The organism is Neobacillus muris, assembly GCF_943193175.1.
GTDB lineage: Bacteria > Bacillota > Bacilli > Bacillales > Cytobacillaceae > Neobacillus > Neobacillus muris.
Window position 1 is genome coordinate 98,856 of record NZ_CALPDF010000007.1, and the last position, 25,268, is coordinate 124,123.

Annotated in this window: 27 protein-coding genes and 1 pseudogene; 13 read left to right on the forward strand and 15 right to left on the reverse strand. The window is 43.3% G+C overall.

All coding sequences use genetic code 11. From position 1 onward, the window contains the following. Nucleotides 1-213: 213 nt before the first annotated feature. A complete protein-coding gene (locus NFS43_RS07575) occupies nucleotides 214-837 on the forward strand; it encodes a helix-turn-helix transcriptional regulator (RefSeq protein ID WP_251551028.1) in 624 nt (207 codons plus the stop codon). A gap of 38 nt (nucleotides 838-875) precedes the next feature. Here the strand turns inward: NFS43_RS07575 and NFS43_RS07580 are convergent, their stop codons facing one another. The 5 genes from NFS43_RS07580 to NFS43_RS07600 all read right to left on the reverse strand — a co-directional run bounded on the left by NFS43_RS07580 (nucleotide 876) and on the right by NFS43_RS07600 (nucleotide 3,986). Then, nucleotides 876-1,361 carry a DUF1189 family protein gene (locus NFS43_RS07580; RefSeq protein WP_251551029.1) on the reverse strand — a complete coding sequence of 162 codons (486 nt, stop codon included), beginning with the start codon at nucleotides 1,359-1,361 and terminating at the stop codon, nucleotides 876-878. Between the two features lie 33 nt (nucleotides 1,362-1,394). Beyond that, a complete protein-coding gene (locus NFS43_RS07585; protein WP_251551113.1) occupies nucleotides 1,395-1,643 on the reverse strand; it encodes a YuzB family protein in 249 nt (82 codons plus the stop codon). 208 nt (nucleotides 1,644-1,851) lie between these two features. Beyond that, nucleotides 1,852-2,583, reverse strand: a complete 732-nt coding sequence (locus NFS43_RS07590; RefSeq protein WP_251551114.1) for a CAP domain-containing protein — start codon at nucleotides 2,581-2,583, stop codon at nucleotides 1,852-1,854. Between the two features lie 312 nt (nucleotides 2,584-2,895). Then, a complete protein-coding gene (locus NFS43_RS07595; protein WP_251551031.1) occupies nucleotides 2,896-3,654 on the reverse strand; it encodes a hypothetical protein in 759 nt (252 codons plus the stop codon). Next, on the reverse strand, nucleotides 3,651-3,986 hold the full coding sequence (locus NFS43_RS07600; RefSeq protein ID WP_251551033.1) for a PadR family transcriptional regulator: 336 nt from the start codon (nucleotides 3,984-3,986) through the stop codon (nucleotides 3,651-3,653). The genes NFS43_RS07595 and NFS43_RS07600 overlap by 4 nt, the downstream gene beginning before the upstream one ends. Nucleotides 3,987-4,158: 172 nt before the next feature. Here NFS43_RS07600 and NFS43_RS07605 point away from each other — a divergent pair, with 172 nt between their 5' ends. The 4 genes from NFS43_RS07605 to NFS43_RS07620 all read left to right on the forward strand — a co-directional run bounded on the left by NFS43_RS07605 (nucleotide 4,159) and on the right by NFS43_RS07620 (nucleotide 8,652). Beyond that, complete coding sequence (locus tag NFS43_RS07605) at nucleotides 4,159-4,851, forward strand: response regulator transcription factor (protein WP_251551034.1); 693 nt, start codon at nucleotides 4,159-4,161, stop codon at nucleotides 4,849-4,851. Continuing rightward, on the forward strand, nucleotides 4,848-5,852 hold the full coding sequence (locus tag NFS43_RS07610) for a sensor histidine kinase (RefSeq protein WP_251551035.1): 1,005 nt from the start codon (nucleotides 4,848-4,850) through the stop codon (nucleotides 5,850-5,852). Before NFS43_RS07605 ends, NFS43_RS07610 begins: the two co-directional genes overlap by 4 nt. Before the next feature lie 102 nt (nucleotides 5,853-5,954). Then, nucleotides 5,955-6,716: an ABC transporter ATP-binding protein gene (locus NFS43_RS07615; protein WP_251551036.1), complete on the forward strand. Its 762-nt coding sequence runs from the start codon at nucleotides 5,955-5,957 to the stop codon at nucleotides 6,714-6,716. Beyond that, entirely contained in the window at nucleotides 6,706-8,652 is a 1,947-nt protein-coding gene (locus NFS43_RS07620) for an ABC transporter permease (protein WP_251551037.1), read from the forward strand. The genes NFS43_RS07615 and NFS43_RS07620 overlap by 11 nt, the downstream gene beginning before the upstream one ends. Nucleotides 8,653-8,718: 66 nt before the next feature. Here NFS43_RS07620 and NFS43_RS07625 read toward each other — a convergent pair whose 3' ends face one another. Continuing rightward, entirely contained in the window at nucleotides 8,719-10,137 is a 1,419-nt protein-coding gene (locus NFS43_RS07625) for a hypothetical protein (RefSeq protein ID WP_251551038.1), read from the reverse strand. 479 nt (nucleotides 10,138-10,616) lie between these two features. Here NFS43_RS07625 and katA point away from each other — a divergent pair, with 479 nt between their 5' ends. Both katA and NFS43_RS07635 read left to right on the forward strand, forming a co-directional pair. Continuing rightward, entirely contained in the window at nucleotides 10,617-12,071 is a 1,455-nt protein-coding gene (katA, locus tag NFS43_RS07630; protein ID WP_251551039.1) for a catalase KatA, read from the forward strand. Between the two features lie 93 nt (nucleotides 12,072-12,164). Next, nucleotides 12,165-12,590, forward strand: a complete 426-nt coding sequence (locus NFS43_RS07635) for a Fur family transcriptional regulator (protein WP_251551040.1) — start codon at nucleotides 12,165-12,167, stop codon at nucleotides 12,588-12,590. 53 nt (nucleotides 12,591-12,643) lie between these two features. On the opposite strand, the gene NFS43_RS07640 is transcribed toward NFS43_RS07635, so the two are convergent. Further along, nucleotides 12,644-12,805, reverse strand: coding sequence for a hypothetical protein (locus NFS43_RS07640; RefSeq protein ID WP_251551041.1), 162 nt, complete (start codon nucleotides 12,803-12,805; stop codon nucleotides 12,644-12,646). 196 nt (nucleotides 12,806-13,001) lie between these two features. Between NFS43_RS07640 and NFS43_RS07645 the strand changes: the two genes are divergently transcribed. Both NFS43_RS07645 and NFS43_RS07650 read left to right on the forward strand, forming a co-directional pair. Next, on the forward strand, nucleotides 13,002-13,283 hold the full coding sequence (locus tag NFS43_RS07645) for a YggT family protein (protein ID WP_251551043.1): 282 nt from the start codon (nucleotides 13,002-13,004) through the stop codon (nucleotides 13,281-13,283). A 181-nt stretch (nucleotides 13,284-13,464) separates the two neighbouring features. Continuing rightward, entirely contained in the window at nucleotides 13,465-14,169 is a 705-nt protein-coding gene (locus NFS43_RS07650) for a DUF421 domain-containing protein (protein ID WP_251551045.1), read from the forward strand. Between the two features lie 602 nt (nucleotides 14,170-14,771). On the opposite strand, the gene NFS43_RS07655 is transcribed toward NFS43_RS07650, so the two are convergent. The 3 genes from NFS43_RS07655 to NFS43_RS24585 form a co-directional block, all read right to left on the reverse strand. Then, nucleotides 14,772-15,020 carry a hypothetical protein gene (locus NFS43_RS07655; RefSeq protein ID WP_251551046.1) on the reverse strand — a complete coding sequence of 83 codons (249 nt, stop codon included), beginning with the start codon at nucleotides 15,018-15,020 and terminating at the stop codon, nucleotides 14,772-14,774. Nucleotides 15,021-15,140: 120 nt separating this feature from the next. Beyond that, nucleotides 15,141-16,136, reverse strand: coding sequence for a glycine-rich domain-containing protein (locus NFS43_RS07660; protein WP_251551047.1), 996 nt, complete (start codon nucleotides 16,134-16,136; stop codon nucleotides 15,141-15,143). Nucleotides 16,137-16,313: 177 nt separating this feature from the next. Further along, complete coding sequence (locus NFS43_RS24585; RefSeq protein ID WP_420910303.1) at nucleotides 16,314-16,475, reverse strand: molybdopterin dinucleotide binding domain-containing protein; 162 nt, start codon at nucleotides 16,473-16,475, stop codon at nucleotides 16,314-16,316. Between NFS43_RS24585 and NFS43_RS24355 the strand changes: the two genes are divergently transcribed. Beyond that, nucleotides 16,438-16,572 carry a hypothetical protein gene (locus NFS43_RS24355; protein WP_277613910.1) on the forward strand — a complete coding sequence of 45 codons (135 nt, stop codon included), beginning with the start codon at nucleotides 16,438-16,440 and terminating at the stop codon, nucleotides 16,570-16,572. The genes NFS43_RS24585 and NFS43_RS24355 overlap by 38 nt on opposite strands. Here NFS43_RS24355 and NFS43_RS24590 read toward each other — a convergent pair. Both NFS43_RS24590 and NFS43_RS07665 read right to left on the reverse strand, forming a co-directional pair. Next, nucleotides 16,573-16,632: pseudogene (locus NFS43_RS24590) on the reverse strand (hypothetical protein); the annotation flags it as partial. It abuts the gene before it with no gap. Between the two features lie 235 nt (nucleotides 16,633-16,867). After that, nucleotides 16,868-17,194: an antibiotic biosynthesis monooxygenase family protein gene (locus NFS43_RS07665; protein ID WP_251551048.1), complete on the reverse strand. Its 327-nt coding sequence runs from the start codon at nucleotides 17,192-17,194 to the stop codon at nucleotides 16,868-16,870. Between the two features lie 230 nt (nucleotides 17,195-17,424). Between NFS43_RS07665 and NFS43_RS07670 the strand changes: the two genes are divergently transcribed. Beyond that, nucleotides 17,425-18,006 (forward strand): HAD-IA family hydrolase, encoded by a 582-nt coding sequence (locus tag NFS43_RS07670; RefSeq protein ID WP_251551049.1) that lies wholly within the window; start codon nucleotides 17,425-17,427, stop codon nucleotides 18,004-18,006. A gap of 107 nt (nucleotides 18,007-18,113) precedes the next feature. On the opposite strand, the gene NFS43_RS07675 is transcribed toward NFS43_RS07670, so the two are convergent. Both NFS43_RS07675 and NFS43_RS07680 read right to left on the reverse strand, forming a co-directional pair. Then, nucleotides 18,114-19,208, reverse strand: coding sequence for a DUF1835 domain-containing protein (locus NFS43_RS07675; RefSeq protein WP_251551050.1), 1,095 nt, complete (start codon nucleotides 19,206-19,208; stop codon nucleotides 18,114-18,116). 12 nt (nucleotides 19,209-19,220) lie between these two features. Next, nucleotides 19,221-19,835 (reverse strand): hypothetical protein, encoded by a 615-nt coding sequence (locus NFS43_RS07680; RefSeq protein ID WP_251551051.1) that lies wholly within the window; start codon nucleotides 19,833-19,835, stop codon nucleotides 19,221-19,223. Nucleotides 19,836-19,987: 152 nt separating this feature from the next. Here NFS43_RS07680 and NFS43_RS07685 point away from each other — a divergent pair, with 152 nt between their 5' ends. Continuing rightward, nucleotides 19,988-21,004 (forward strand): S66 family peptidase, encoded by a 1,017-nt coding sequence (locus NFS43_RS07685; RefSeq protein WP_251551052.1) that lies wholly within the window; start codon nucleotides 19,988-19,990, stop codon nucleotides 21,002-21,004. Nucleotides 21,005-21,030: 26 nt separating this feature from the next. Next, the gene (locus tag NFS43_RS07690) at nucleotides 21,031-21,942 is read left to right on the forward strand and encodes a phosphotransferase (protein ID WP_251551054.1); all 912 of its coding nucleotides are present in this window, start codon (nucleotides 21,031-21,033) and stop codon (nucleotides 21,940-21,942) included. Between the two features lie 70 nt (nucleotides 21,943-22,012). On the opposite strand, the gene NFS43_RS07695 is transcribed toward NFS43_RS07690, so the two are convergent. Continuing rightward, the gene (locus tag NFS43_RS07695) at nucleotides 22,013-25,195 is read right to left on the reverse strand and encodes an SNF2 helicase associated domain-containing protein (protein WP_251551056.1); all 3,183 of its coding nucleotides are present in this window, start codon (nucleotides 25,193-25,195) and stop codon (nucleotides 22,013-22,015) included. Nucleotides 25,196-25,268: the final 73 nt, after the last annotated feature.

The window sequence follows — 25,268 nt, forward strand, 5'->3', positions numbered from 1 at the left end:
ATCTTCTCGGTCAATTTATATTTAAATACCACTTTTGTCAAACAATCGAATTGACAGATATGATAAAATAAAAGTGTTTTTATACCTTTTGGTTTCGAAATGGGGACAGTCCCCCATTGCAGTGAAGCGTTAATTCGGCGGGGGCCAGTCCCCCATCGCAGTACAGCATTAATCCAGCGGGGGACTGGCCCCCAGTTAGGCAGGTGAATGATATTGGCTGCAAGGTTTTCTACGAAGGATAGGATTCTGGAGTTGTTAAAGAAAGAGACGAGCTTAACGGTAGGTGAGCTGGCCAGGTTGTTGGGGATTACTGAAATGGCGGTCAGGAAGCATTTAAATATATTGGAGCGGGATTCTTTTCTTATGATTACGGAGATGAGACAGCCGATGGGACGGCCTATACAGGTTTATTCCTTGTCGCCAAAGGCGGACGATTTGTTTCCGAAGAATTATGAAACGATGACGCTTGAGTTTATGCGCGATTTAAAAGATCTTCATGGCGATAACGTGATTGAGTATCTTTTAGAAAAAAGAAGTGAGCGGCAAAAAAACGAGTACTTGCCCAAAATGCAGAATAAGAGTTTGGAAGAAAAAGTGGAACAGCTGAAAAATATCCAGGTCCATAAAGGCTATATGGCCGAACTGAAAAAACTTGGAAATAATCAGTTCGAATTAATAGAATACAATTGTCCTATCTTTACAGTTGCATCAGAATTTAAACATGCCTGCAGCTGTGAAACCAATATGTTCAAACAGGTATTAGGCACCGAAAAGGTCAAACGGGTCTCCTGCAAAACCGATAATGAAGACCATTGCCGTTTTTTAGTAGAAGCCTAAAATAAACCAGGCTGGCCCATTTACAGGGTCAGCCTGGTTTATTTTTTCTTAGGCTTTGGATACACGGCGATCATTTTATACAGAATATACAAAACAAAAAGCATTAACACGATCGATATCACTAGATTAATGGAATAAAGATTCCTGACGAGCGCGTAGAGAATCAACGGGGTCGTCGAAGCATGGAGAGACATCTTCCAAAGCAGCGCATATTTTATTCTTCTTTGCATCCATTTATTCATCAATAAGCCGGCAGCCGCTGCCACTGTTATTCCTAATATGCCGATAAAAATACTTTGAAACGGATAAAAAACAACAATCTGAAATATAAACACACTGCGCGGCAAATCACTAAATTGAGTATCATAAGACAGGATCAGCCTGATTAAATCCGGCAGGGTAATCAATAAAATCAGCAAAGCAAAATAGAACACAGACGTGCTGACCTTCAATTTATTAATCTTTAAAACCGCCTTTTTGCTTGGCAGCATCAAGCTGTTCACAAAGGAGGAAACAATCCCCATTCTTTTATCCTCCGCCTATCAAATAGATTTTTATCATGAACGATAAATCGATAATTCCTCTTCAATTTTTTCTCTTATGAGGGTTAAGCATTCTTCCTGAGTTTTGGCAAAGATCCGTTTGCCATTCACAATGGCGTACGGCCGCTTGGCACACATCCCGCAAAACGACATACATTCATTGCGAAGGACAGCGACTTCCGGATACTCCGCCTCCAAAATCGCTTCTAAATCCAACAGGCTCATCAAGTTGGAATCACAAATTTCCACTACTACAATCCCTATGGCCGTACACCTCCTCAAATAAAGCTAATTGATTAATTACTATCATTGCCTTTAAAAAAAGAAATGAATCATTTTAAACCAGCACTAACCTATTTTTATACAAAATGGTTTTGAAAGTAAAGGAAAAACGATTATTGACAGTGGCTAAATTCATGAAAAAACGCTGAAGCCTATCTGAGCTTCAGCGTTTTCATCATTATCTCTTTTATTATTTGCCAATGAATTCCTGAGTCCAGTAATTTCCTTCCGCTACATAGCCCACGCCAATATAGGTAAAGTCCGGGCTCAGAATGTTCTTGCGGTGGCCTTCACTATTCATCCAGGCAGTTACCACTTCTTCCGGTGTTTTTTGCCCCATGGCAATATTCTCGCCAGCATAGCTGTAAGAAATGCCATATTGTTTCATCATATCAAACGGTGATCCATAGGTTGGGCTCGTATGGCTGAAATAGTTGTTGGCAGACATATCTCGTGATTTCTCATGTGCCATTTTGCTGAGTGCAGGATCGGCCTTCAGCGCTGGAAGTCCATTTTTGGCCCGCTCTTGATTGGTAAGGTCAACAACTTTTTGCTCATAAGCACTTAAAGCAGCGGACGTTTCTGTTCCAGATAGCTGCTGCTCAGCAACTGGCTGCTGCTGTTGAGCTTGGCTTGGCTGCTGGACTGTTTGCGACGGCTGCTGTGTTTGGGTTTGCTGCGCTGGTGCTGGTGCTGCAGGCTCTGGCTGGCTTGCCGTTTGCTTTGTCGCATTGATCCCAAACTTCGCATAAAAGCCGGCTAGCATTTTATTAATCTCGGAAAAATTAGAAGCCTTATAAACAGATACGTGCTGCTGTGCCGTGTGTGTATCTGTTGTTGCGGCAAAGGCTGGTGCTGCCAACGGATTCGCCAAGATGACAGCTGCCGCTGCCGCTACTGTTAAAATTGCTTTTTTCTTCATCATAACTTACATCCTCCCTGATCCATTCATTCGGTTGCTTTGCCCGTTCATCATAACACGCGATTTTTGTCATATTTCAGGAAGGATTTAACAAAATGATACCACTCAACATGTAAATGTCATTCAAATTCTCTGTTTGCTCGTCCTTTGCAGCATTTTCTTGCTATTCTGTCTTTTTAATAGCATTTGGAAATACTTCCATATTTTATAGTAGAAAAAGAGGTTGACAGTCTTTTATTTTTCCCGCTTTTTTAACAATCATTTCAGAAGCATGACGAGACTTACAATCAGGTTAAACGCTAAACAGGAGCATTATTGGCTCTTATATCGTTTCCAAAGAAAATAGCTGGCAAGTCCTGAAATGGTTAATACCCCAACAGAAGCCCATGCCATATATACGGGATTCTCATTTATTTCCTGAGGCAAAAAACGTTCAGCAAGCGGACCGATTGCCAAAAAAATCGGGATCACGATGGAAATCCATGATTTGCTATAGACTGCCGAACCAATAAAAATGAGGATACAGACAGCCACAATCAAGTTATTCTCCAATGGACTGGCCACAAATACAGCCTCTGCCTCTTGGCCTTTAGACCAAAGCAATAGAACAACACCCAATCCCGTTACGAGGAAACTAGTCATAATGGTGATAACGTAACCCCATTTAGAATGAAAAAATTTAGGGATGACCTTGAACAACAGGATCCCGTAAGCGATCATTCCGATGACTCCGCCTCCAATCGCTATCCATAGAATGATCGAGGACAAGAGAAAGTTCCCTTCAATTGCCGGTCCAAAGCTGAAATAGGCGGCCAATAAGAGAATCGTCATCGGGATGAGACCAGCCATTTGGCGAAAATCCGTCTTCATCGAATCACCAATACTCTTCATATAGTCTTTCGGACTTTTGCCAATAATATGGCTTGTATCCTTTCCCGCTGCTTCTGCCTGCAGCAAATGATCCTCCAGCTCCTCCGTAATCTCATTAATCTCCTGGTCATTTTTTCCTCTGGACATCAAATACATCCGAAGCTCAATCAAAAATTGCTCGGATTTTTTGGATAGCGTCATTTTCTATTTCCCCCTTGATTTAATACGTTATTGACCGATGCACTTAATTGCTCCCACCGCTGAATGAACTCGTCCAGCTCCTGCTGTCCTTTTTCAGTTAGGGTATAATATTTTCGTTTTGGCCCTGCTGTGGATTTTCGCAATGTTGCAGTGACTAAATTTTCTCTTTGCATTCTTAGCAGCAGAGGATAAATCGTCCCCTCACTAAACGCTTGAAACCCATATGACTCTAGCTTAGCCGCTAACTCATACCCGTAAATTTCCCCTTCATGAATAATCGCTAACAGACAGCCATCTAATATCCCTTTTAACATTTGTGTTGTATCAGCCATGAAACAGGCTCCTTTCAATACCTTGTATTGCAAGATATATCTCCATGATAAACTTTACTATCTTGCATTGCAAGATAGTATTGGAAAAATAAACAAAAAAAACGATATCTGGTCCCTTGGATTTTTTTGCTATACTATCTGAGTAAGTATGATAAATAGTGTGGTGGTCCGTTTGCTAAAATTATTATTGATCGAAGACGACGCAACCCTGTTCCAAGAAATAAAAGAACGGCTGATGAGCTGGTCCTATGAAATATATGGCATTGCCGATTTCAGCCAAGTGATGCAGGAATTCACCAGGGTGAAGCCTGATTTAGTCATCATTGACATCCAGCTTCCCAAATTCGACGGCTTTCATTGGTGCCGGATGATCCGCACCCATTCCAATGTTCCCATCTTATTTTTGTCCTCGCGTGACCATCCTTCCGATATGGTCATGTCGTTGCAGCTTGGAGCCGATGATTTTGTCCAAAAGCCGTTTCATTTTGACGTCTTGATTGCCAAAATTCAGGCGATTCTCCGCCGGGCCTACAACTACAGCACCGAGCAAATCGAGCTGAAAACCTGGAACGGGGCAACAATTGATTATCAGAAAAACACCGTATCAAATGAGGCTGGTTCAATCGATTTGACAAAAAATGAAATGTTCATCTTACGCCAGCTAATTGAGAAAAAAAATAAAATCGTTACCAGAGAAGCCTTAATGAAACGTTTATGGGATGACGAACGGTTTGTCAGTGATAACACCTTAACGGTCAATGTCAATCGGCTGCGAAAAAAGCTCGATGAGATCGGCCTGGGACACCTGATTGAGACGAAAGTCGGGCAGGGCTATATAGCAGTTGAAGAGGTTCCTTTCATATGATGAAGGAATTTTTGAAAGAACGGCTAAGCTGGATTCTGCTGGTGGCAGGCTTAGAGCTGCTAATGGTCCTCCTTTCCTTTTTAGATGCCGCCATCCCGCTTTGGCCCATTCTCTATATTGTTTTTTTATCGGTGATTATTTTCATCCTCTTTTTCCTTTTTCGTTACCAAAAAGAAACTAGGTATTACAGGAGTTTAAAAGACTGGGATAAAGACTTAGATCTCACCACTCTTGCACCGGCTGAGTCGCCATTTGAAAAAATAGCGGAAGATACCCTTGTGACACAAACCGAATATTTAAAACAGGAAGCGGCGAAGCATTTTTCCTCGTTAGAACACGAAAAAGATGAGCTCCTGTCTTGGATCCATGAAGTAAAAACACCGTTAACGGCCATGAGTTTGATCATCGACCGCTTGGAGGACGAACAAGTAAAATCCCGTTTGCTCTATGAGTGGCTGCGGATTCACCTGCTGTTGGACCAGCAGCTGCATCAAAAACGGATTCCTTTTATGGAAAACGATTTATACATAGAACAAACACCGTTAAAGCCGCTTATTTTTCAAGAAATCAAAACGCTGCAATCCTGGTGCATGCAAAAGGGAATCGGTTTTGAAACAGACTTACATGTGGAAGAAGTACTGACAGATGCCAAATGGTTCGGCTTCATCATCAGACAGCTGTTAACGAATGCCGTCAAGTATAGCGAGGAAGCGGACATCGTAATCAAAAGCTATCAGAAGGACGGCCATACTTGCTTGGATGTGACAGACTGCGGCCGCGGCATTGCCCCAAAGGATCTTCCCCGCATTTTTGACAAGGGCTTCACTTCGACATCCCATCATCAAGACAGCGCCGCGACCGGGATGGGGTTATTTCTGGCTCAAAAAGCAGCGGAACCATTACGAATCCAAATCGCAGTATCCTCGCAATGGCAAGAAGGAACGACCTTTACTTTAACCTTCCCTAAAAGAAATGAGTTCGTCCATATCACAGGCGTGTGACAAAAATGTCACATGCTTTTCTTGTTTTGTTCGCCCAATCGAAGGAAGGAATCCCGATCGCTTTTTATAATAAAACTATCGAGTAAAGGAGTGTGTGTAACGATGCAAATCTTACAAGCGAATCAAATATATAAAAGCTATGGGAGCAAGCTCAACAAGCAGGAAGTATTAAATGGGCTGGACCTCTCGATTGAACAAGGGGAATTTGTCAGCATTATGGGGCCTTCCGGTTCAGGAAAAACGACCTTATTAAATGTCCTATCCTCCATTGATCAAGTCAGCAGCGGAACCATTCAAATTGAAGGAAAAGAAATTACCCGGATGAAAGAAAAGCAGCTGGCCGATTTTCGCAAGCACCATCTAGGGTTTATTTTCCAAGAATATAACTTACTGGATACTTTGACCGTTAAAGAGAATATCCTCCTCCCTTTATCGATCAAGAAAGTATCGAAAAAAGAGGCTGATGACCGGTTCCAAGAGGTAGCGGCGGAGCTCGGCATTGCCGAAATCGCCGGCAAATATCCAAATGAAATCTCGGGCGGGCAAAAACAGCGGACTTCAGCAGCACGAGCGTTTATTCACCAGCCGGGCATTATTTTTGCCGATGAGCCAACCGGGGCACTCGATTCCAAATCCGCCTCCGATCTATTAAACAAGCTTAGCCAATTAAATCAAAAACGGCAGGCTACCATCGTCATGGTCACACATGACCCAGCCGCCGCCAGTTACAGCAGCAGGGTCATTTTTATCAAGGACGGGCAAATATACACCCAATTAAATAAAGGCGAACAATCACGCCAGGCCTTTTTTAAGGACATTATGAAAACCCAAGGGGTATTAGGCGGGGTGCAAAATGAGCATTAGTCAGCTGATCCTCCGCAGTTTCAAAAAGAACTTAAAGAATTATTATCTGTATGTGTTTGCGCTCATTTTTAGTGTCGCCCTGTATTTCGCCTTTGTCACCCTGCAGTATGATCCATCGATAAAGGAAGTGAAAGGTTCGATAAAAGGGGCGGCTGCCATTAAGGCGGCCTCGGTTGTCCTGGTCGGCATTGTCTCGATTTTCCTGCTGTATGCCAATAATATTTTCATTAAACGCCGGAGTAAGGAAATTGGCTTATTCCAGTTAATCGGGATGACCAAAAGCCGGATTTTCCGAATTTTAAGCGCCGAGAATTTTATGCTTTACTTTGGTTCATTATTGATCGGCATTTTCTTGGGGTTTTCTGTTTCACGATTTATTATCATGATTTTATTTAAAATCATAAAAGTGGATGCGATGGCCAGGCTGCATTTTTCCTATCAGGCGCTGATCCAAACCCTGATCGTATTTGGCGCTATTTACTTGCTGATCATGCTGGTCAATTATATTTTCATCAAAAAACAAACGATTTTAGGATTGTTTAGAGTCGTTTCCTCAGCGGAAGAAAAAATTAAAAAGCTGTCTATCTGGGAAATCATCATCGGTCTGGCCGGCATCCTGTTGGTCGGCTTAGGCTATTATTTATCTTCCAAGCTGTTTAGCGGCGACTTTGTGACAATGCAGGAATTATTTTTGGCGATGATTGCGATCTTAGGATCGGTCATTATTGGCACCTATCTTTTTTATAAAGGGTCTGTCAGTTTTATTTTCCATCTGATCCGCAAGAAAAAGGACGGCTATTTAACAATTAACGAGGTATTATCCCTGTCATCGATTATGTTTCGGATGAAGTCCAACGCGCTGCTGCTCACGATTATCACAACCGTCTCTGCGCTTGCCATTGGCCTATTATCCTTGAGCTATATTTCCTATTACTCTGCTGAAAAGCAGGCAGCCAATTATGTGGCGGCCGATTTCTCCTTCGCCCAGCCGAAGGATGCAGATAAATTCAAGCAGCAATTGGATGCCCATCATCTGAACTATGAAGAGAGAAAAATCGATGTGATTCAAGTAGAGGCCAATCTCACAGATATAATGGACACAGAGGCAGAAGGGTTCACCACAAACCCAAGCAGTATGCCGCTCCCTGTCGTGAGTGAACAGGATGTACCAGGAGTCGATGTCTCTCCAGAGGAGACCGTCTTTACCGGCTATAACGATTTGCTGCAGAAATATATGGCGCTAAAGGACTCCGGCCGGATCGAATTCAACGAGAAAACGGAAGACATTCCCCAAACATTTTTGGGTCTAAAAAAAGAATTCATTGTTTCAGGGTATTTTACCGATGGCGGCATTCCGGCTGCCATTGTGGATGACAGCGTCTTTGAACGTTTAAAAACCGGCCTGGATCCCTCGATTCAACGAGAATCCTCCATTTTTACTGGAATTCAGCTGAAAGAAGACGCTGATTTGGAAAAGGCAGATCAGCTATTTCAAGAGATGGATTTGGATAAAACAGGCATGAGCGATTCCCGCCTGCAAATGAGCAATGAGCAGAAAGGAAATATGGGCTTGATTATGTTTATTGTCGGCTTTTTAGGACTGACCTTCCTGATCACTTCCGGCTGTATTCTTTACTTCAAGCAAATGGGTGAGAGCGAAGAAGAAAAATCAAGCTACACCATTTTACGGAAGCTTGGGTTTACGCAGAGTGACTTAATAAGAGGCATTCGCGGCAAACAGCTGTTTAGTTTCGGGATCCCTTTGGTAATTGGTTTATCCCATAGTTATTTTGCCGTCCAATCGGGCTGGTTCCTGTTTGGCACTGAACTCTGGACACCGATGATGGTTGTCATGGTCATCTATGCTGCCCTCTACTCTATCTTTGGGATTCTTTCGATTCAATATTATAAAAAAGTCATCAAAGAAGCTCTGTAAAAAAACGAAAAGGAGACTAATCATTGGCAGTTAGGATGCCTTCCATTAGTCTCCTTTTATTGATGGTTAACCAGCTGCCTGATTGCTTTTTAATTGCGCAAACACTTTTTGATAGGCCGCTGCCTCTTTGGCCATTCCTTTATATTGATACATTTTGCTGATTTTTTGGACAGGAGAAGGGTTTTTCGGATCCAGTTCCATCTCCCAAAAGAAACAGTCGATCGCCTTGTCGAATTGCCGGAATTCAGCAAAGCAATCCCCCAGCTCCATCATTCGGTCCGGATCCTCTAACAACCCCTGCATCATGTTCATTTTTCTCAATACCTTGGAATCGGGATAGATTTTTCTGAATACGGAAAGCTTATCGCAAACTGTATCGAGTTCATATTGATTAAGCAATGTGACGGCAAGCTGGAAGGCCTTTTGTTCAAATTCTTGAAATGTCTCACTTTGTGGAAGAAGGCTTAATAGCCCGATAAAGCGGTCGAGGTGCGAGATGATAAAATTCGTTTCAGCTTTTTCCCAAATCGTCTGGAGGATCGGCATGTAGGTATCCGGCAGTTCTTCCATATGGTCAAATAAATACAAGGCTGCCCATTCGGCATTCCCCTTTTGAACCATTTTTTCTATGATTGCTTTGGAATCTGCCAATACCCGAAAAGGATTGATACCAGCCATGGATAAAATGAGCAGCCATTCTTCTTTTGTTACTAACTGCAAAGCGATTTCGGTATATTTCTCCATCGCAGCGGAATCCGGAAGTTGTTCTGATTTTTCCAGCCACAGCCATAAAACCGTCCAGCCATCATGTTCGGCTGCAAGGTTGGCTAGAAATGTCCAGCTGTCTGGCTGGGTGCGATTTTTAAAGGCAGATAGTTCTGCAAATAGAGGATCTTTGCTCATGATAGCCGGCAGATTGGAGGATTGATAAAAGTGATGGTAAGGGATAAATTCCTGGGAATTGATCAGGTGCTTCATGGATTTTATTTCAGGGGCAAACGTATTGAGCAGCTGTACGATTTGAAACGATTTGAAAAATTTCCCGCTTCTTCTATAGTGATAAAAGATTTTGTCAATAAAGGCAGCTAGCTGATCTTTTTCAAAAAATGCATCAAGGGTTGCAGCGATATAAGCGGATTCCTGTAACGTGAAATCGGTTTGGATCTGGGAGAATACTTTATTTTTATTCGGTATGGCAACAGATAAATGAGGAATTCCGGCCGATAAGAGCGGATGGGGAGAGACGATGGAAATGCCTTCTTGAAAAGCTTTGCTGATAAACGTTCCGGATGGAGCCTGCTCCAGCTGGGCGCCGTATACCATGTGGTTTTTATAATAGACCAGATAATAACACGCTTTTTCTCCTGTAAGAACCTCCACGACTTTACTTCTTGCGTAAACCGCCAGGCGTGTGATAGTCCCTTTTACTACTTTCTTTTTATCCTTAATCGTGAGTTCTGCTGGTTTGATTAATTCTTGATTCATATGGATTGGCCCCTTTCCGAATAAGAAAATCTCTGTGACTTAATTATATTATATCATGCATGCATACAATATGGTTCTTTGATTGGCTTCTTTATGAAACGAAATCAACATTCTTTTGCCCGGATGGGAGCCTCCTGTTTTTTCCAATAGTTTACCACTATCAACCTTCTTTATGTATAACTAGTCAGTGATTCTTCCGAACAGATTCTCATTTACTACAAAATTCTCCTTCTATATAGGAATGTTTTCAATCATATAATCAATAATTTTAGAATGATAATGAAAAAACTTTACTATTTTCAGAGGAAATAGCTTTAGATAAATCCCAATATACAATCGATGTAACCGATTTTATAAAGATAAATCCATTTAAGTATTTTTTACTAAATTATAATAATTATAAAAAAGTATTGATTTTTGAGTGATAAATGTTATCATTTACTTAAATAAATATAAATTTTTCAAGAGGTGATTTTTTCATGAGTAATTCTAAGAATCTAACAACCAGCTGGGGTGCACCTGTCGGTGATAACCAAAACTCAATGACTGCCGGACATCGCGGCCCAACATTAATCCAAGACGTCCACTTGCTTGAAAAATTGGCCCATTTCAACCGGGAACGTGTTCCTGAACGTGTTGTTCACGCGAAAGGCGCCGGAGCACATGGCTATTTTGAAGTAACAAACGATATGTCTAAATATACAAAAGCTAAGGTTTTCAACGGTGTTGGCAAACGGACTCCTATGTTTATCCGTTTCTCAACCGTTGCCGGCGAACTTGGTTCAGCAGATACCGTCCGTGACCCGCGCGGATTTGCCGTAAAGTTTTACACAGAAGAAGGCAACTATGATTTGGTCGGAAACAACACACCGATTTTCTTCATCCGTGATGCGATCAAATTCCCTGATTTCATTCATACGCAAAAAAGAGATCCTCGGACTCACTTGAAAAATCCAACAGCGGTATGGGATTTCTGGTCCTTATCCCCTGAATCCCTGCACCAGGTTACCTATTTGATGGGCGACCGCGGGATTCCAGCGACCCTTCGCCATATGAACGGTTATGGCAGCCATACCTTCAAATGGGTAAACGCTGAAGGGGAAGCGGTATGGGTGAAATATCACTTTATTTCCGAGCAAGGCGTGAAGAACATGACGGCGGATGTCGCCGAAAAGCTGGCCGGTGAAAATCCTGATTATCATACCGAGGATTTGTTTAATGCCATCGAAAAAGGCGATTTCCCTGCATGGACACTTTATGTGCAAATCATGCCATTGGAAGAAGCAGATACGTACCGTTTTGATCCATTCGATGTGACTAAAGTTTGGTCCCACAAAGATTATCCATTAGTGGAAGTAGGCCGAATGGTCTTAGACCGCAATCCGGAAAACTATTTTGCTGAAGTGGAACAAGCTACCTTCTCTCCTGGCAATTTTGTGCCTGGAATTGAAGCTTCACCGGATAAAATGCTTCAAGGACGCTTATTTGCATATGCCGATGCACACCGTTATCGCGTTGGCGTCAACCATAATCAATTGCCAATCAACCGTCCAAGAGCAGACGTACAAAACTATCAGCGCGACGGCCAAATGCGTTTTGACGGCAATGGCGGCGGTTCGGTTTACTATGAGCCAAACAGCTTTGGCGGCCCTAAGGAAGCGGCAGAGCACAAGCAAACCGCATTTGCCGTGACGGGACAAGCTGCGCAAGTGGCCTATGATTCGGATGACCACTACACTCAAGCTGGAGACTTATACCGCTTAATGTCTGAAGAGGAGCGCACTCGTTTAGTCAATACGATCGTTGCTGCGATGAAGCCTGTTGCAAAAGACGAAATCAAGCTCCGCCAAATCCAGCATTTCTACAAAGCAGACCCAGAATACGGCACTCGAGTGGCTGAAGGCCTTGGTTTATCGGTTCCACAAGAAGTTTAGTAGTCTTGCAAATAAGATTCTATTCTCATCTATGAATTTTCAGGAGGATGACTTGGTCGTCCTCCCCTATTCTTTAATCTCCAAGGTAAGGGGATGTTAACCATTAACAAGGCATTAGAACTGATCCCTTTTTTAAAAGAGCAGGGGCTGCGGATTACTCCGCAGCGGATACAAATTTTACAAAACATATTGGATGCCGGCCATCCGACAGTAGAAGATTTATCGAAGATGATGCCTGGTATCAGTATCGGTACGCTTTATAATAATGTGAAGCTTTTTGTCAAATTAGGCATTTTAAATGAACTGCCCTATGGCAATGGGATCAGCCGGTATGAATTCTATCAATCTAATCATTACCATGTCATCTGTCAGTCATGCGGGGATATTGTGGATTTTGCCTTTCCAAATTTAAAAGAAGTAGAGCAAATTGCAGCGAACCTGACTAAATTCCAAATCAGCTCCCATATAATGGAAGTTTATGGTTTATGTAAGACTTGTCAAAACGATTCATCGAGGTGAAAACACGTGGACTCGCTGTTTATTGAAACACTTGCTAACCTCGTGTTAAAAACCTATAAACAAGAAACAGCCATCCACCAAGTTACCCAATAAGGAGACCAAACCATGACCACCACCAAAAAAATCTGCCCAAAATGCGGCACCCAAATCAAAACACTCAAACACAGCACCAAATGCCAATGCTCAAACAAACTCACCACCATCAAAGCCATCATCTAAGGACTGGGGACAGTCCCCCGCTTTATTAACGCTTTACTGCGTCGGGGGCCTGTCCCCCACTTTATTAACGCTTTACCTCGCCAGGGGACAGGCCCCCTAACTGGCAGCAGAATGAAACCTTTTTTGGGATTGTACGTATATAGGGTAGATGCTTGTTTAGTATGATAAATTTGGAATGTGAGGAGATTGAATTTGGGATATAGCATTTTACTGGTTGGTCAGTTTATTTTGGATGCTTATTATTGGCTTATTATTATATCGATTTTGGGTTCTTGGTTCCCTTCTTTTCATTCGACCAAGATTGGGATGTGGATTTCTAAACTCGTGGAACCTTATTTAGGCATCTTTAGGCGGTTTATTCCTCCTCTCGGCCCAATCGACTTTTCTCCACTTATTGCCCTATTCGCCTATCGGTTTTTGAGTGGGTTTGCTTTAGAGGGTCTCCGCCAATCGGTCAATTTTCTAGGCGTTTAACATTCTATGATGCTTCATCCATTCAAAAGAGCGCACCTGCTCTTTTTTTATTTTCCCATGGTCACTCCCTTCGTACATAGGCATACGATTTTCAGTAAAAAATAGACTATGGAATCTCCAGCTGTCTTTTCCATTTTATGTGTAAAGATTTTATTTCGAATGCTTCAAGGGAGAAAAGGGAATGTCAGGATATCAAGAAATTATTTATCGAACGATTACAGCTTTTGTGTTGTTATGGGGATTTTTTCATTTACTTGGAAAACAAACACTTGCCCATAAATCCTATCACCTATTTATTGCAACCATGACTATGGGAACCATCGCTGGAAATCTAGCTTTCAATACCCGAATCAAATTCCAGTACTTTATTCTTTCCTATATGATAATGGGTTTGATTATTTATATCCTGAATTATGCGGCGTTCAAAAGTCATCGGTTAAGAAAATGGATTACAGGTAAACCTGTCATTCTCATTGAAAAAGGAAAAATTTTGGAAGCGTCCATGCGAAAAATAGGCTATTCTTTAGAGGAATTGCAGCAGGCTTTAAGAGGGAAAGATATTTTTTACATAGATGAAGTGGAATTAGCTATCTTAGAAACAAATGAAACTTTGTCCGTTTTGAAAAAACCGGATTATCAGTCCCTCACTAAAAAGGATTTGTCCATCAACGCCGAACAATTCAGATATCCGGCAGAATTAATCCTAGATGGAAAAATCCAGTTTGAGAGTTTAACCAAGCATGGATTGAACGAGGAATGGCTCAACCGTGAGCTGCAAAATCGCAGCCTCCGCGTTTCAGATGTCGCTTATGCTGTATTAGGGTCAAAAGGCAACTTGTATATTGATTTATATCAGGATCAAATAAGAGATAAAAGCAGTCGCTAAGGTTTGAAAGGTTTCCGTTAAGGGATGCACGGAGGCAGATTGACACACAAAATGGCATGCGAATGGAGGCATGCCATTTTTGTTATGTATTAGTGGCTTTTAGAGGGGTAAAGAAAAACTGACACGATTATAAATAAGTAAAATAACAAGTGACAATACTTATTGCCCAACGACAATTTGGTGTCAAATTAAATACCCATTTCTATTTCCAAAATAGGTGCCAATTAAGGAATATTCATTCAAAAAATTGTAGGCAGGAAAGCACATCTGAAATCAGTAAAAGTGTCTTCCATCATCATCGCTTTTGAAGACAAATCCTCCTTTGAAATCGGCAACACGGTTCTTAATCGCTGCTGTTGACTGCTTCATGACGACAAAACTCGCTTGGAAATCCGTAAAATTGTCCTCAATCACTTATCCCAAACCAAGCAAATTTTGAGAAAAAACAGCTTAGATAAAAAAGAGTGCATTTTCTATTTAAAAAGGCACTCTTTTCTATGATTTTTTGCTGCATAACGCTCTGGCATTTACTTTACCAAAACAAGGTTATGCACCTCTAAAGTGATCCATTTATTAAGGTTTAACGGCTGCTTTTGCCTATCCTATTGTTTAAGGTTTCCCCTCATTTGCTCGGCTATTTGAGTTTGATGGCAGTCCGAAGAATTTTCAAGCTTATCGATAATCAATTGCTGCCGTTTGATAGGCTGATTTTGGCTTAGTTTTGCTTTTGCTTCGATTTGATCGATTTTTATTTTAAAACCAACAATCCCTCTGCTCATCCCTTCGAAATATTCAGCATCAAGGCTGGCGAGCTGATAGGAGCTATCTGGCTTTTCATATTTATTTACCATATCTGCCAAGGAATGATATAGATTTTGTCTTCATCCTCGACTTTAAAATGCTTGGGAATATACATATTCTCACCCACCACTCTTTTGTGAATTGGTTTTTTCATTGCTGTTCATTTGGATTTATGATGAGCAGCCGCTGCCGCAGCTCGAACAGCTTGAGCAGCTGGAGCAGCTTGAACCTCCTCCGTCATGGCCACCTCCGCCCCACCCTCCGGAATCCCCTGAGTGGTCAGTATCCGCTGATGCGTAACCGCAAAAAACGGCGGTCGAGCACCCGCTCGTGTATCTAGCAGCATTGGCAAAGGCATAGGCTTTTGCATGGGTCCAGTAATCATCAAAATAAAAATAGGAATAAAAAAGCATTACTGCTGACAAGGAAGCCGCATCACCAAAATTTCTCGGTCTTGTAAAGCTCCCTTTTTTATCTACAGCATACATTTTCTCTGCTTCACCTAATTGATATTTCATTTGAAACAATAAATATTCAATTACATCCTTGTTATCTGGGGTCACATGAAAATATTTTTCTAGTAAATTTTCTTCATTGCCTTCTTTAAATTCCTGTAAAAGCTTGATATCCACGGGGTTTTTATAAAAACTGCCCCATGTTTTCCAAGTAAATTGGGTTATTTGAAACAGCTGGGAAAATACCCAGTCAAAAAAGGCGCGTTCCTGAGGTTCCGGCATTGGATTGGTGTTAGGGGTATGGTGCAGCATTTTTCCTAAGAACCGCTCCGAGAAGGTTTGATATTTCTGAGTAAACAGCAGCATGCTATGCCAAACTTCATCTACTTCATCGCTAAACATAGGAGCTTTCTTTAGCAAATGGGCCAGCAAAAAATACCGTTTTAACTCAAACAGCCGCCATTCAAAGTCATCCTCACTCTGTCTGGGATTTTCCTTCAGATACCTTTGTTTGACTTGTAGAATGTAATCCTCATCCAGCGCAGCATCTAATTGATCGAGCAAAGGCTGGACTGGCACATCCTCAAGCACACCCAGCCTGTCAGGGATATTTTCCTTTGATAATTTAGACCGATTCCTTCTAACAAACGCACGAATCCCGGCCCCAAGCCCCATCAGCACAATGCCGGCTGCAATCACTCCACCCATCATGTCAAACCACTCCCCCATACACAATTCCAACATTTCAAATAATTTACTATTACAAATATGATAAACTACTCTGCCAAATAAGCAAATAGGAAAACAAAAACTTAACATAGGGGGCCAGTCCCCCTCTCCACTGCTGCGTTGACGCACTAACAGAGCGGGGGACTGGCCCCCGCCCTGCTAAAGCGGTGAAATGTTGACGGTGCAGACTTTGAATTCGGGCATTTTGAAGTTCGGGTCCAAAGCGGGATTGGTTACGCGGTTGATGCTTTGAAGGTCCCCCCAGTGGAAGGAGGTGAACAGGGTGTCCTCCCGGATGGAGGGGGTAACCGATGTTCTCATCACAGCACTGCCCTTTTCGATTGGACCTTTACCAAGTCCCCATCTGCCAGTTGATATTTTGAGCCGTTTTTGGGTGAATGGAAATGAACGGCTCTGAAGCGAGGCTAGTTAGTTTGGGGCTTTTTCTTGTCTGTACCCCGGACAAATAATGATACATAATCCGGCCTGTAGTCAGAACTCATGACTTACCGGCTCCTTCGGCTCCTGTTTTGCCACAGCAGAAATCACCGCTTTTCCATCTGCATGAGCAAATATACGTTCAAATTTCATGAAGGTAAGAATAATGGGGATATTGTGCTACATAATTTGACAACTTTTTTAAGAAAAAAATAAAAAGGCTGCGAGAAGCTGCAGCCCTTGCACTGTAATGCTACTTTTTAGAAGTAATGTGGTTACACATCAAAAAAATCGTCCCGCTCCACTTTGCAGATTCTTAAGGAAAAATTTCGATACCATTCTGTTTTTCCTCTTTCCTTTGCCGCCTGATGTGCTGCATGCTCCTTCCAGCCTTTTATGGCCTCTAACGATTCCCAATAGGAAACGGTTATCCCTAGGTGATTGTCACGGGCACTTTCCTCACCTAAAAATCCCGGCTGCCTGGAGGCCAGCTCTGACATCTTTTCAGCCATTTTCTGATACCCTCTGTCGCCTTCCGTTCGTACGGAAGCAAAAATGACAGCATAATACGGCGCCTGCGGCGTTTTAGCAATTCCCGTCAAATGAATTCCCCCAACCGTTTTTTAGTTTGTGTGCTAAAGAGCCTCATATCTACTTATAGTGGAACGATTTTCCAATTATTATTCCATTTTGTCAATTCATTCCAAAATTTTAACGACGGCGGCGAATTTATGCTCCCTTATTCACCGATTCATTTCAAAACAATTGCTGTTCCGGCAAGACTATGTTTATAATGACATCACGCAGCAAAATAAACGAAAGAGGGATACCTTTGAATATATTATGGGACTTTGATGGGACACTGTTTGACACTTATCCGGCTCTTGTCCAAGGATTTATCGAGCTAAGCGGGAGAGACCTGGACCGTGCTGAAGTATTGAGCTGGTTGAAAAAAGATTCGAAAACAGCATTTAAGCATTATGGAATCAGTGAAAGCCAAAGAGAAAAATATCAACAATTGTATAACCATTATTCGCGATTGACCAGCAGGCCGTTTGACTACCTGAAGGATGCTCTAGCTTCTGCTGACCAAAATATTATTGTCACACACCGTGACAAGGAATCTACACTCTACTTGCTTGAAAAATATCAGTTAACAAAATACTTTCAAGAAATTGTATCTGTAGAAGAGCAAGGCTTCACCAGAAAGCCCCACAGCGCTTCCTACGAATACGTTCTAAAAAAATACCCCATCGATTTAGTTGTTGGTGACCGCGAACTCGATTTAATTCCCGGCAGAAAACTAAACATAAAAACCGCAGCCTTCCAAAACCAAAACATCGAAGCGGACTTCCACATCGACAACTACACAGAATTTGCACCAGTGGTCCTTCACTCTCTAAGAAACCAATAGGGGCCAGTCCCCCGCCTCATTAACACTGCATCACTTTATCATAGCGGGGGACTGGCCCCCGCTTCATTAACGCTGCAGTACTTTAGCACAGTGGGGGACTGGCCCCGCTAACGGAGTTTGACGGAGTAGTGTCTCATGGATTTGGGGATTCCTTTTAGCTGAAGGGCTCCGTTATAGACCATGGTTCTGATTCTGTATTCTAGGAATGAGTCGCTGATGATTTCGTCCATTTGGCTTAATGTTTCACCGATTATTCTTGCTGTTAAGATAAATTCCTGGTTTTGCTGTAATTTTTCCAGCATGCTGAGGATTAATTCATCATAATAGGTTTCGGGCACGTTTACGATTCGCTCCTGTTTCCAGATCCGCAAAACCTGTTGTGGTGAGGACCTAGACAGCTCTTGCCATTCTTTCTCATAGCGAAGCCTCTCCTCCTCTGACAATGGGGTTAACGCCGCCATCTCCAAAAACAGCCGTAACTTCTCCGGCTCAATTTGACTAGTATGTGTCATCAGCTGGAAACCGTCCTGCCCCTTCATAAATGATTCATAGAGGCTGGTTGAATTCATTAAGAACACCTTATTGGCTTTTCCGCTTAACAGCTTGAACATGAACCGGATACCAGTCTGTTCGCTGGCATTATTGGCCGTCCAAAGATAAATAGGAAGCTGCTCCGGGATATCCTCTATCTCCATAAGCGTATTTTTAAATAAAGTCTCACGCTCATAGTCTTCCATCTCTGTATTAATATGCTCATAAAGCCATTCAAAGCGAAAATCCTGCCCGGCTGTTTCATGCAGCTGCCAGACGGGGCCAATGGCAAAAAAATCGGGGAACCCAATCACCGTCTTTGGCCGCTCGAGCCCAAAACGCAAACAACCGGCTGCGGATTCAGAGACCACCATGTGAACCGGGCCGTCCATAGGAAACTGCCGATGCTGTTGAATTTGCTGATTTATGTGTTCAAGCATCTTCATACGATCGTCCTGTCTCACAGCATACCCTCTGCCGATGAGCGGCTCACTTTCCGCATGATGAAACGTTTCAAATTCCTCAGAATCGCTGAGTTCATAGGTTTGCCATTCGCCCCTATGATGTAACTCACTTAGCGTCAAGTACCGGCTCGATTCAATCTGATAAACAAAGACAATATTCGGTTCCATAAAAAAATAAATATAGGGATAAAGGGCTTTTGTTCGCATGTTATTTCCTCCTTAATCCAATTGAAAACCAATTTCCAGACCTGTTGGCTCGTCCTTGAACGGGTCCTGATACTCTTTAAAGGTCAGCTTCAGTCCTGAATAATCATCGGGTATCCTTGGTGTGACAATAAAGGTATGAGTGTATTGACCGGTTGTCCCGCTGCCCCGATCCATCCGGCATTCATACGGCTCTCCCATCTCCAATGTCAAAAAGGCAGGCCGTTCGTGCTGTAGATGCCTTAGCTCGTGCTCCCCTTCGGTCTCATGCCAATCGCAATTCAACTGAACCACGCTGGCGTTCTCAAACTGGCGGATAAACGTAATCGTGTACAAACGGCCAGCTTTTTCAACAGACTTTAGAATCGAGAGATATTTTTCAAAATGAATCGGTTCCACCCGTGGTTTAAATTGATCTTCCAGTCTTAAAGAACCAAATAAAGAGTTCAAGAAATCCTCGTAATGGCCATACTTTGAAGCCCACCCAGCAATCAAATCAGCTGGCGGAAATCCCGGGTTCTGATTCGAAAGTTCCCGCCGTTCTTTCAGAAGGGCACAAATCTGTTCATCGATGGAAAAAAGCCTGTCATCATAGTACTCCGTTGGTCGCTCAAACGGCAAACGCCTCATCTTATCTTCCTCCTCGTAAACTGTCCATTACCTTTAGACTACCAAAAATTGGTGTTTAGTTAAACTATGACTCCCAAATATATTTTTTTAAATAGGTATGGCTCCAACTAAAGCATAATGGTAAAATCATGAAAAAACCGGGAGGAAAAGCCATGATAACGTATCCCTATTTAAAAAAAGGAGCCACAGCCGGGGTAACCGCACCATCTTCCGGTGTGCCGGCTGACTTACATCCTCTAGTAAAACAGGCTTGCCAACGGCTGGAAAAAGAAGGATTCACCACGATCTGCGGCGAGACGGTTTGGACGCAGGATAAGGCGAAATCGGCTCCAGCCAAAAAACGGGCAGCTGAATGGAACGAAATGATGCAAAATCCCGCCATCGACATCATCCTTCCTCCATGGGGCGGAGAACTGATGGTGGAAATTCTCGAACATCTGGACTTTGAAAATATCGAAACCAAATGGGTTTTAGGTTACTCTGACATGAGCGGCTTGCTGCTGGCGATTACGTTAAAAACAGGAATGGCTACCGCTCATGGCACAAATCTAATCGACTTGCGGGGAGAATATTCCGACGATACGACAGCCATGTGGCAAACCGTATTATCGACCAAACCGGGAGAATCCGTCGTCCAGCATTCCTCTTCCCTCTTTCAAAAAAAATGGCGCCACGACGAGCCAACGGCTTGTGTGTTTCACTTAACGGAAAAGACGGTTTGGAAAACCATTCCCGCCCGAACAGTAAAGATCGAAGGACGGCTTTTGGGAGGCTGCATCGACATTATCAGACATCTAGCGGGAACTCCGTACGGCAATGTGCAGAATTTTAGAGATCAGCATCTTCAAGGAGATCCGGTGATTTGGTATTTAGAAAACTGCGAATTGAATACGGCTGATTTGCGCAGGTCTTTAGTCCAAATGAAGCTGGCGGGCTGGTTTCATAACTGTTCCGGGCTGATGTTTGGCCGCAGCCCAGCCAATAGGGCTGTGGAAAACTATACCGTGGAAGATGTTTATCAGGAGCTGGCTGATGAGTTGAAGGTTCCGATTATTTTTGATATCGATTGCGGCCATGTTCCGCCGCAAATGACCTTTATTAACGGGGCTTACGCAGAGGTAGAAGCTGCAGACGGAAAAGGCACAGTCATACAATCTTTTCGGCCGTAACTTTCTTTAGGATGGAAGGTGTAATCATGAATCAGCCATGGGAACCAGAAATCACCGTTCAGATCGGTCAAGCCGCCAGGATGATCACAGCACAGTTTCCACAGCTGCAGCCTGTTCATATAACCAATTTCGGTGAAGGCTTTGATAATTCGGTTTTTCTTGTGAATAACCAATACGTTTTTCGGTTTCCACGGAAAGAAATGGCGGTCAGCTTACTGGCGGCAGAATGCCGGATTCTTCCCTTGCTCGCCCCAAACCTGCCCATTCCCATTCCCCATCCGCATTTTTTGGGGAGGCCCGAAGCAGGTTATCCTTGGCCATTTGCCAGTTATGAACTGCTGCCCGGAAAGACTCCGTTCAGGTTGACAGAGGAACAGCGAATCATGTCTGCGAAGCCATTCGCGCTTTTTTTAAAAAAGCTGCACGATTTTCCAAAAGGGAAAGCGGAACAACTGCAAATTCCCTATGATCAGCTTGACCGAATGAATTTAGTAAAAAGAAAACCAATGCTGGAAACGAGTATCGAAAGCGCCAAGAGAAACGGGTTATTGGACTCTGGGACGGAGGAAAAACTTCATGATTTCCTTTCAACGATCCACGCGTCCTTTAAGGATGAAACTCGAACATTGGTTCATGGTGACTTACATATGAAAAATTTTCTTGTGGATGATAAGGGGAAGATTTCAGCTGTTATCGATTGGGGTGACACACATATTGGCCACCCGGTAATCGATTTATCAATCGTTTATAGTTTTTTACCCCCTGCAGGCAGAAATGAGTTTTTCCAGTGGTACGGAGATGTTTTGCCTGAGTGGAAAATAGCGGCAAGGTTTAAAGCGATTTATTCGCTTATTATGCTTCTCTCGTATGCGAATGACCAGGAGGATCTTAAGTTAGTAAACGAGTGTTGTGCTTCCTTACGAATAGCATTAAATTAGCTGGATCACACATAAAAACAGTCCTGAAAAGATTCATCTTTTAGACCTCTTCAGGACTGCCCTGCAAATGCTAAATCATCAAGATTTCTCGAATATCTTCCTCGGTAAGTGCGGCCATGGCCCTATCTTCGTCCGAATCAATGATCTCTTCCACCAGATGACGCTTTTTTTCTTGAAGTTCATTCATTTTTTCTTCAATCGTTCCCCGGGCAATAAGCTTAATGACTTGAACCGTGTTCTTTTGCCCCATCCGATGGGCCCGGTCCGCCGCTTGTTCTTCGACAGCCGGATTCCACCAGGTGTCATACAAAATAACCGTATCTGCCCCCATCAAATTAAGGCCCGTGCCCCCTGCTTTTAAGGAAATCAGAAAGAAATCCCGCTCCCCAAGATTAAATCGCTCACAGATTTGCACCCGTTCCTCTGCAGGAGTCTGCCCATCCAGGTAAAAGAACGGCAGGCCTTTCATTGTGAGTTCCCGGCCTATCATCTCTAACATTTTAGTAAACTGGGAAAAGATGAGCACCCTTCTTCCCGATTGCTTCGATTCATCGATCAATCGCATCAGCTGTTCAAATTTGGCGGAACTGCCTTGATACCCGTCGACAAATAAGCCTGGATGGCAGCAAATCTGCCGCAGCCGGGTCAAACCGGCCAAGATTCTAATCCGATTTTTTCGAATCGTATCCCTGTCTAAATGCTTGAGGGTGTCATGCCGGAGTTTCGCCAAGTAAGCGGCATACAATTTCTTTTGATCTCCAAGCAATTCCACTGATTCCTGCGACTCCCTTTTTTCAGGCAGCTCTGAAAGAACATCCTCCTTCATCCGGCGCAGGAGGAAGGGGCGGATTCTTCGGGCAATCTTTTCCTTGGGAAGCTTGCTAAATTCCTTTAACCCAAGGAATAGCTCAGGAAATACCACATGATAAATCGACCACAACTCTTCCAATGAATTCTCAACGGGTGTACCTGTCAGGGCAAACCGATACCGTGATGGCAGCCGTTTTACTGCCCGTGCCGTCTGAGTCAGCGGGTTTTTAAAGGCCTGCGCCTCATCAAAAAACACAGTATGGAAAAATTGCTTCTCCAAAAAGCCAATTTCCCGCCGGACTAGCGGATAGGAAATGATCAGTGCATCAGCTGCCGAACCTTCCTTTAACAGCTTTGTCCGTTCAGACTTTGTTCCATCGATGACAACCGCCTGCAATTCGGGGGCAAACTTTTTCAATTCACTAAGCCAGTTATACGTCAACGATGCTGGACAAACTATGAGAACCGGCTGCTTTGCATTGCGGATCTCCGACAGCTCGGATACCATAAAAGCGATGCTTTGAATCGTTTTTCCCAGCCCCATATCATCCGCCAAGATCCCCCCGAAGCCATAGTAAGCCAATGTTTTCATCCATTTGAACCCGTGCTTTTGATACTCCTTCAGAATCGGCTCCAAGCTGGCTGGCACCTTGAACTCTAAGCGGCCGGGATTGCGCAGGTCCTCAAGAAGCTCGCGGAAGGATTCTTCCAGCTTAAACGCATCACTGATCTCCACCGTGTCAAGCAGCTCCAAGCATTTTTCCATGGGCAAAGCTAATCCATTGGCCAAATCCTGATTCTGGGCAAGCGGCGAAAGCAAAAACCGCTGAATTTCAGCAAACTCCTTGGTTTGCAGAGAAAGCAAGGAGCCGTTTGGCAGGCGGTAATATTTTCGTTTTTCTTCTAACGCCGCTAACACTTCCCGAATTTCACCATCCGAAATGCCATCCATTTCAAACTTGAATTCCAGCCAATTGGTCCGCTCCTTTTTGACCTTGACCCGCACTTGAGGGATCGACGTTCCGCGGACAATTCGATTTCGAACAGCTGTAGTGGCATATATTTGCACCAGCTTTTGAAGTTTGGGTACTACATGAACCAAAAACTCATATTCCAGCTCCTCATTTTGCAAAAAATACCCGCCGTCCGTTTTCGCAAAGGAACTGTCATCCATTATTTTTAAAATGAGCTCTTCCTTCTCCATATCCCGAATCAACAGGCTGCCGGCCGGCAGGTCTTTCCTTTCCAATGGATTGATCATCCAGTTTTCATAATGGAATTCGAGACCGGCGAGGAGCAAATTGTTGACACGATCCAAATAGAGCTTCGCCTTTAAAGGTGTGCTCCGCCATTTTTTCGCAACGGCCTCTGATACATGAACTTGGCCCAGCCTTTTCAACCCCTGTGCAGCTTTTTCAAGAAAAAAATGAATTTGTTCAGCCGAAATCGGAATTTGGTTGGTACCGGATGCTTCAAGCATTTGTTTCATGTCTAACAGCCGTTGGCCATCCTCGCTTTCCAGCTGCTTTATTTTTCCATCATACAGAACGGAATGATAGGAGGGCAGGACGAGCAGTTGCTCCATGCCTTTTATCCTCAATTGATAATGGTCTTCCTCTGTGTAGGAAAAATCGAATTGCAATGGCAGTGGTCCTGTTAGTATTTGCAGCCCTTCATACATATGGCCATCGTATTCGACAGACACATGGGGGGCAGCGATCAGCAGCGGCAAAAGGCGCTCCCAGGCGGATGGAGGGAGGAGCATCAAATGCTCCTCCTCCATAGCCGACAGCTTTCCATATACCCGTTCATCCTGCATTACGTGAATGAGCTCTTGAAGAACGGCATCTGTTTCTTTCTCAAAGCAAAAATGTTCAGGGTTAAATAGGAATGTCTCAGCAACTTGCCAGGATTGGCCTTTTCTCGCCTGCTCCAAAAATTCTCTCAGCTGATTCACTTTGAACGAATCAATCGACATTTCAATGCCCAATAAATACTGGCTGTTCCCCATCTCGACCGGCTTACAGCTAAAGGCGGCAGCAAGCACTTTTCTTTGCTCAAAATGAGGCAAATGTCCGGTTGGCTTAACGGACGAAGAGTTGAAAAGTGTGAGAAAATCCTCGGTAAGTTCTCCACTGGCACCCGTTAGCGGTATTTTTTGGCGCTGGTTTTCAGAAATGGCGATCAAAACAGCAGCTATATGCTGACAATCCTTATGAAAAGAAGCTAATTTAGGACAAGTGCATTCGGTGTACATTTCCCCGATTTCATCTATTTGAATTTCAACATGAAATTCTTCCTCTACTGTTACGGTTGCACGATAACGATTGGGAAGATATTGCTGAAAGGCAACTTTATTCGTTCGATAAAAATACTCCCCCCGTTTGAAGGAGACATCGCCGCACAGTTCCTTGATGTTTTTTTGGGTGAATGGCATGTTCATGCGCCCCGCTCCCTCCTTTTCTGGTATAAAAAAACGCTTGGATTACCATAGTTAATAAACTCCATTTTAACAC

Coding starts and splice junctions, on each gene's coding strand:
- NFS43_RS07580 (WP_251551029.1), bottom strand. CDS start 1,361: ATGGGGATTGTTTCCTCCTTTGTGAACAGCTTGATGCTGCCAAGCAAA.
- NFS43_RS07590 (WP_251551114.1), bottom strand. CDS start 2,583: ATGAAGAAAAAAGCAATTTTAACAGTAGCGGCAGCGGCAGCTGTCATC.
- NFS43_RS07595 (WP_251551031.1), bottom strand. CDS start 3,654: ATGACGCTATCCAAAAAATCCGAGCAATTTTTGATTGAGCTTCGGATG.
- NFS43_RS07600 (WP_251551033.1), bottom strand. CDS start 3,986: ATGGCTGATACAACACAAATGTTAAAAGGGATATTAGATGGCTGTCTG.
- NFS43_RS07610 (WP_251551035.1), top strand. CDS start 4,848: ATGATGAAGGAATTTTTGAAAGAACGGCTAAGCTGGATTCTGCTGGTG.
- NFS43_RS07615 (WP_251551036.1), top strand. CDS start 5,955: ATGCAAATCTTACAAGCGAATCAAATATATAAAAGCTATGGGAGCAAG.
- NFS43_RS07620 (WP_251551037.1), top strand. CDS start 6,706: ATGAGCATTAGTCAGCTGATCCTCCGCAGTTTCAAAAAGAACTTAAAG.
- NFS43_RS07625 (WP_251551038.1), bottom strand. CDS start 10,137: ATGAATCAAGAATTAATCAAACCAGCAGAACTCACGATTAAGGATAAA.
- katA (WP_251551039.1), top strand. CDS start 10,617: ATGAGTAATTCTAAGAATCTAACAACCAGCTGGGGTGCACCTGTCGGT.
- NFS43_RS07635 (WP_251551040.1), top strand. CDS start 12,165: ATGTTAACCATTAACAAGGCATTAGAACTGATCCCTTTTTTAAAAGAG.
- NFS43_RS07640 (WP_251551041.1), bottom strand. CDS start 12,805: ATGATGGCTTTGATGGTGGTGAGTTTGTTTGAGCATTGGCATTTGGTG.
- NFS43_RS07650 (WP_251551045.1), top strand. CDS start 13,465: ATGTCAGGATATCAAGAAATTATTTATCGAACGATTACAGCTTTTGTG.
- NFS43_RS07655 (WP_251551046.1), bottom strand. CDS start 15,020: ATGGTAAATAAATATGAAAAGCCAGATAGCTCCTATCAGCTCGCCAGC.
- NFS43_RS07660 (WP_251551047.1), bottom strand. CDS start 16,136: ATGATGGGTGGAGTGATTGCAGCCGGCATTGTGCTGATGGGGCTTGGG.
- NFS43_RS24585 (WP_420910303.1), bottom strand. CDS start 16,475: ATGAGAACATCGGTTACCCCCTCCATCCGGGAGGACACCCTGTTCACC.
- NFS43_RS07675 (WP_251551050.1), bottom strand. CDS start 19,208: ATGCGAACAAAAGCCCTTTATCCCTATATTTATTTTTTTATGGAACCG.
- NFS43_RS07680 (WP_251551051.1), bottom strand. CDS start 19,835: ATGAGGCGTTTGCCGTTTGAGCGACCAACGGAGTACTATGATGACAGG.
- NFS43_RS07685 (WP_251551052.1), top strand. CDS start 19,988: ATGATAACGTATCCCTATTTAAAAAAAGGAGCCACAGCCGGGGTAACC.
- NFS43_RS07690 (WP_251551054.1), top strand. CDS start 21,031: ATGAATCAGCCATGGGAACCAGAAATCACCGTTCAGATCGGTCAAGCC.
- NFS43_RS07695 (WP_251551056.1), bottom strand. CDS start 25,195: ATGAACATGCCATTCACCCAAAAAAACATCAAGGAACTGTGCGGCGAT.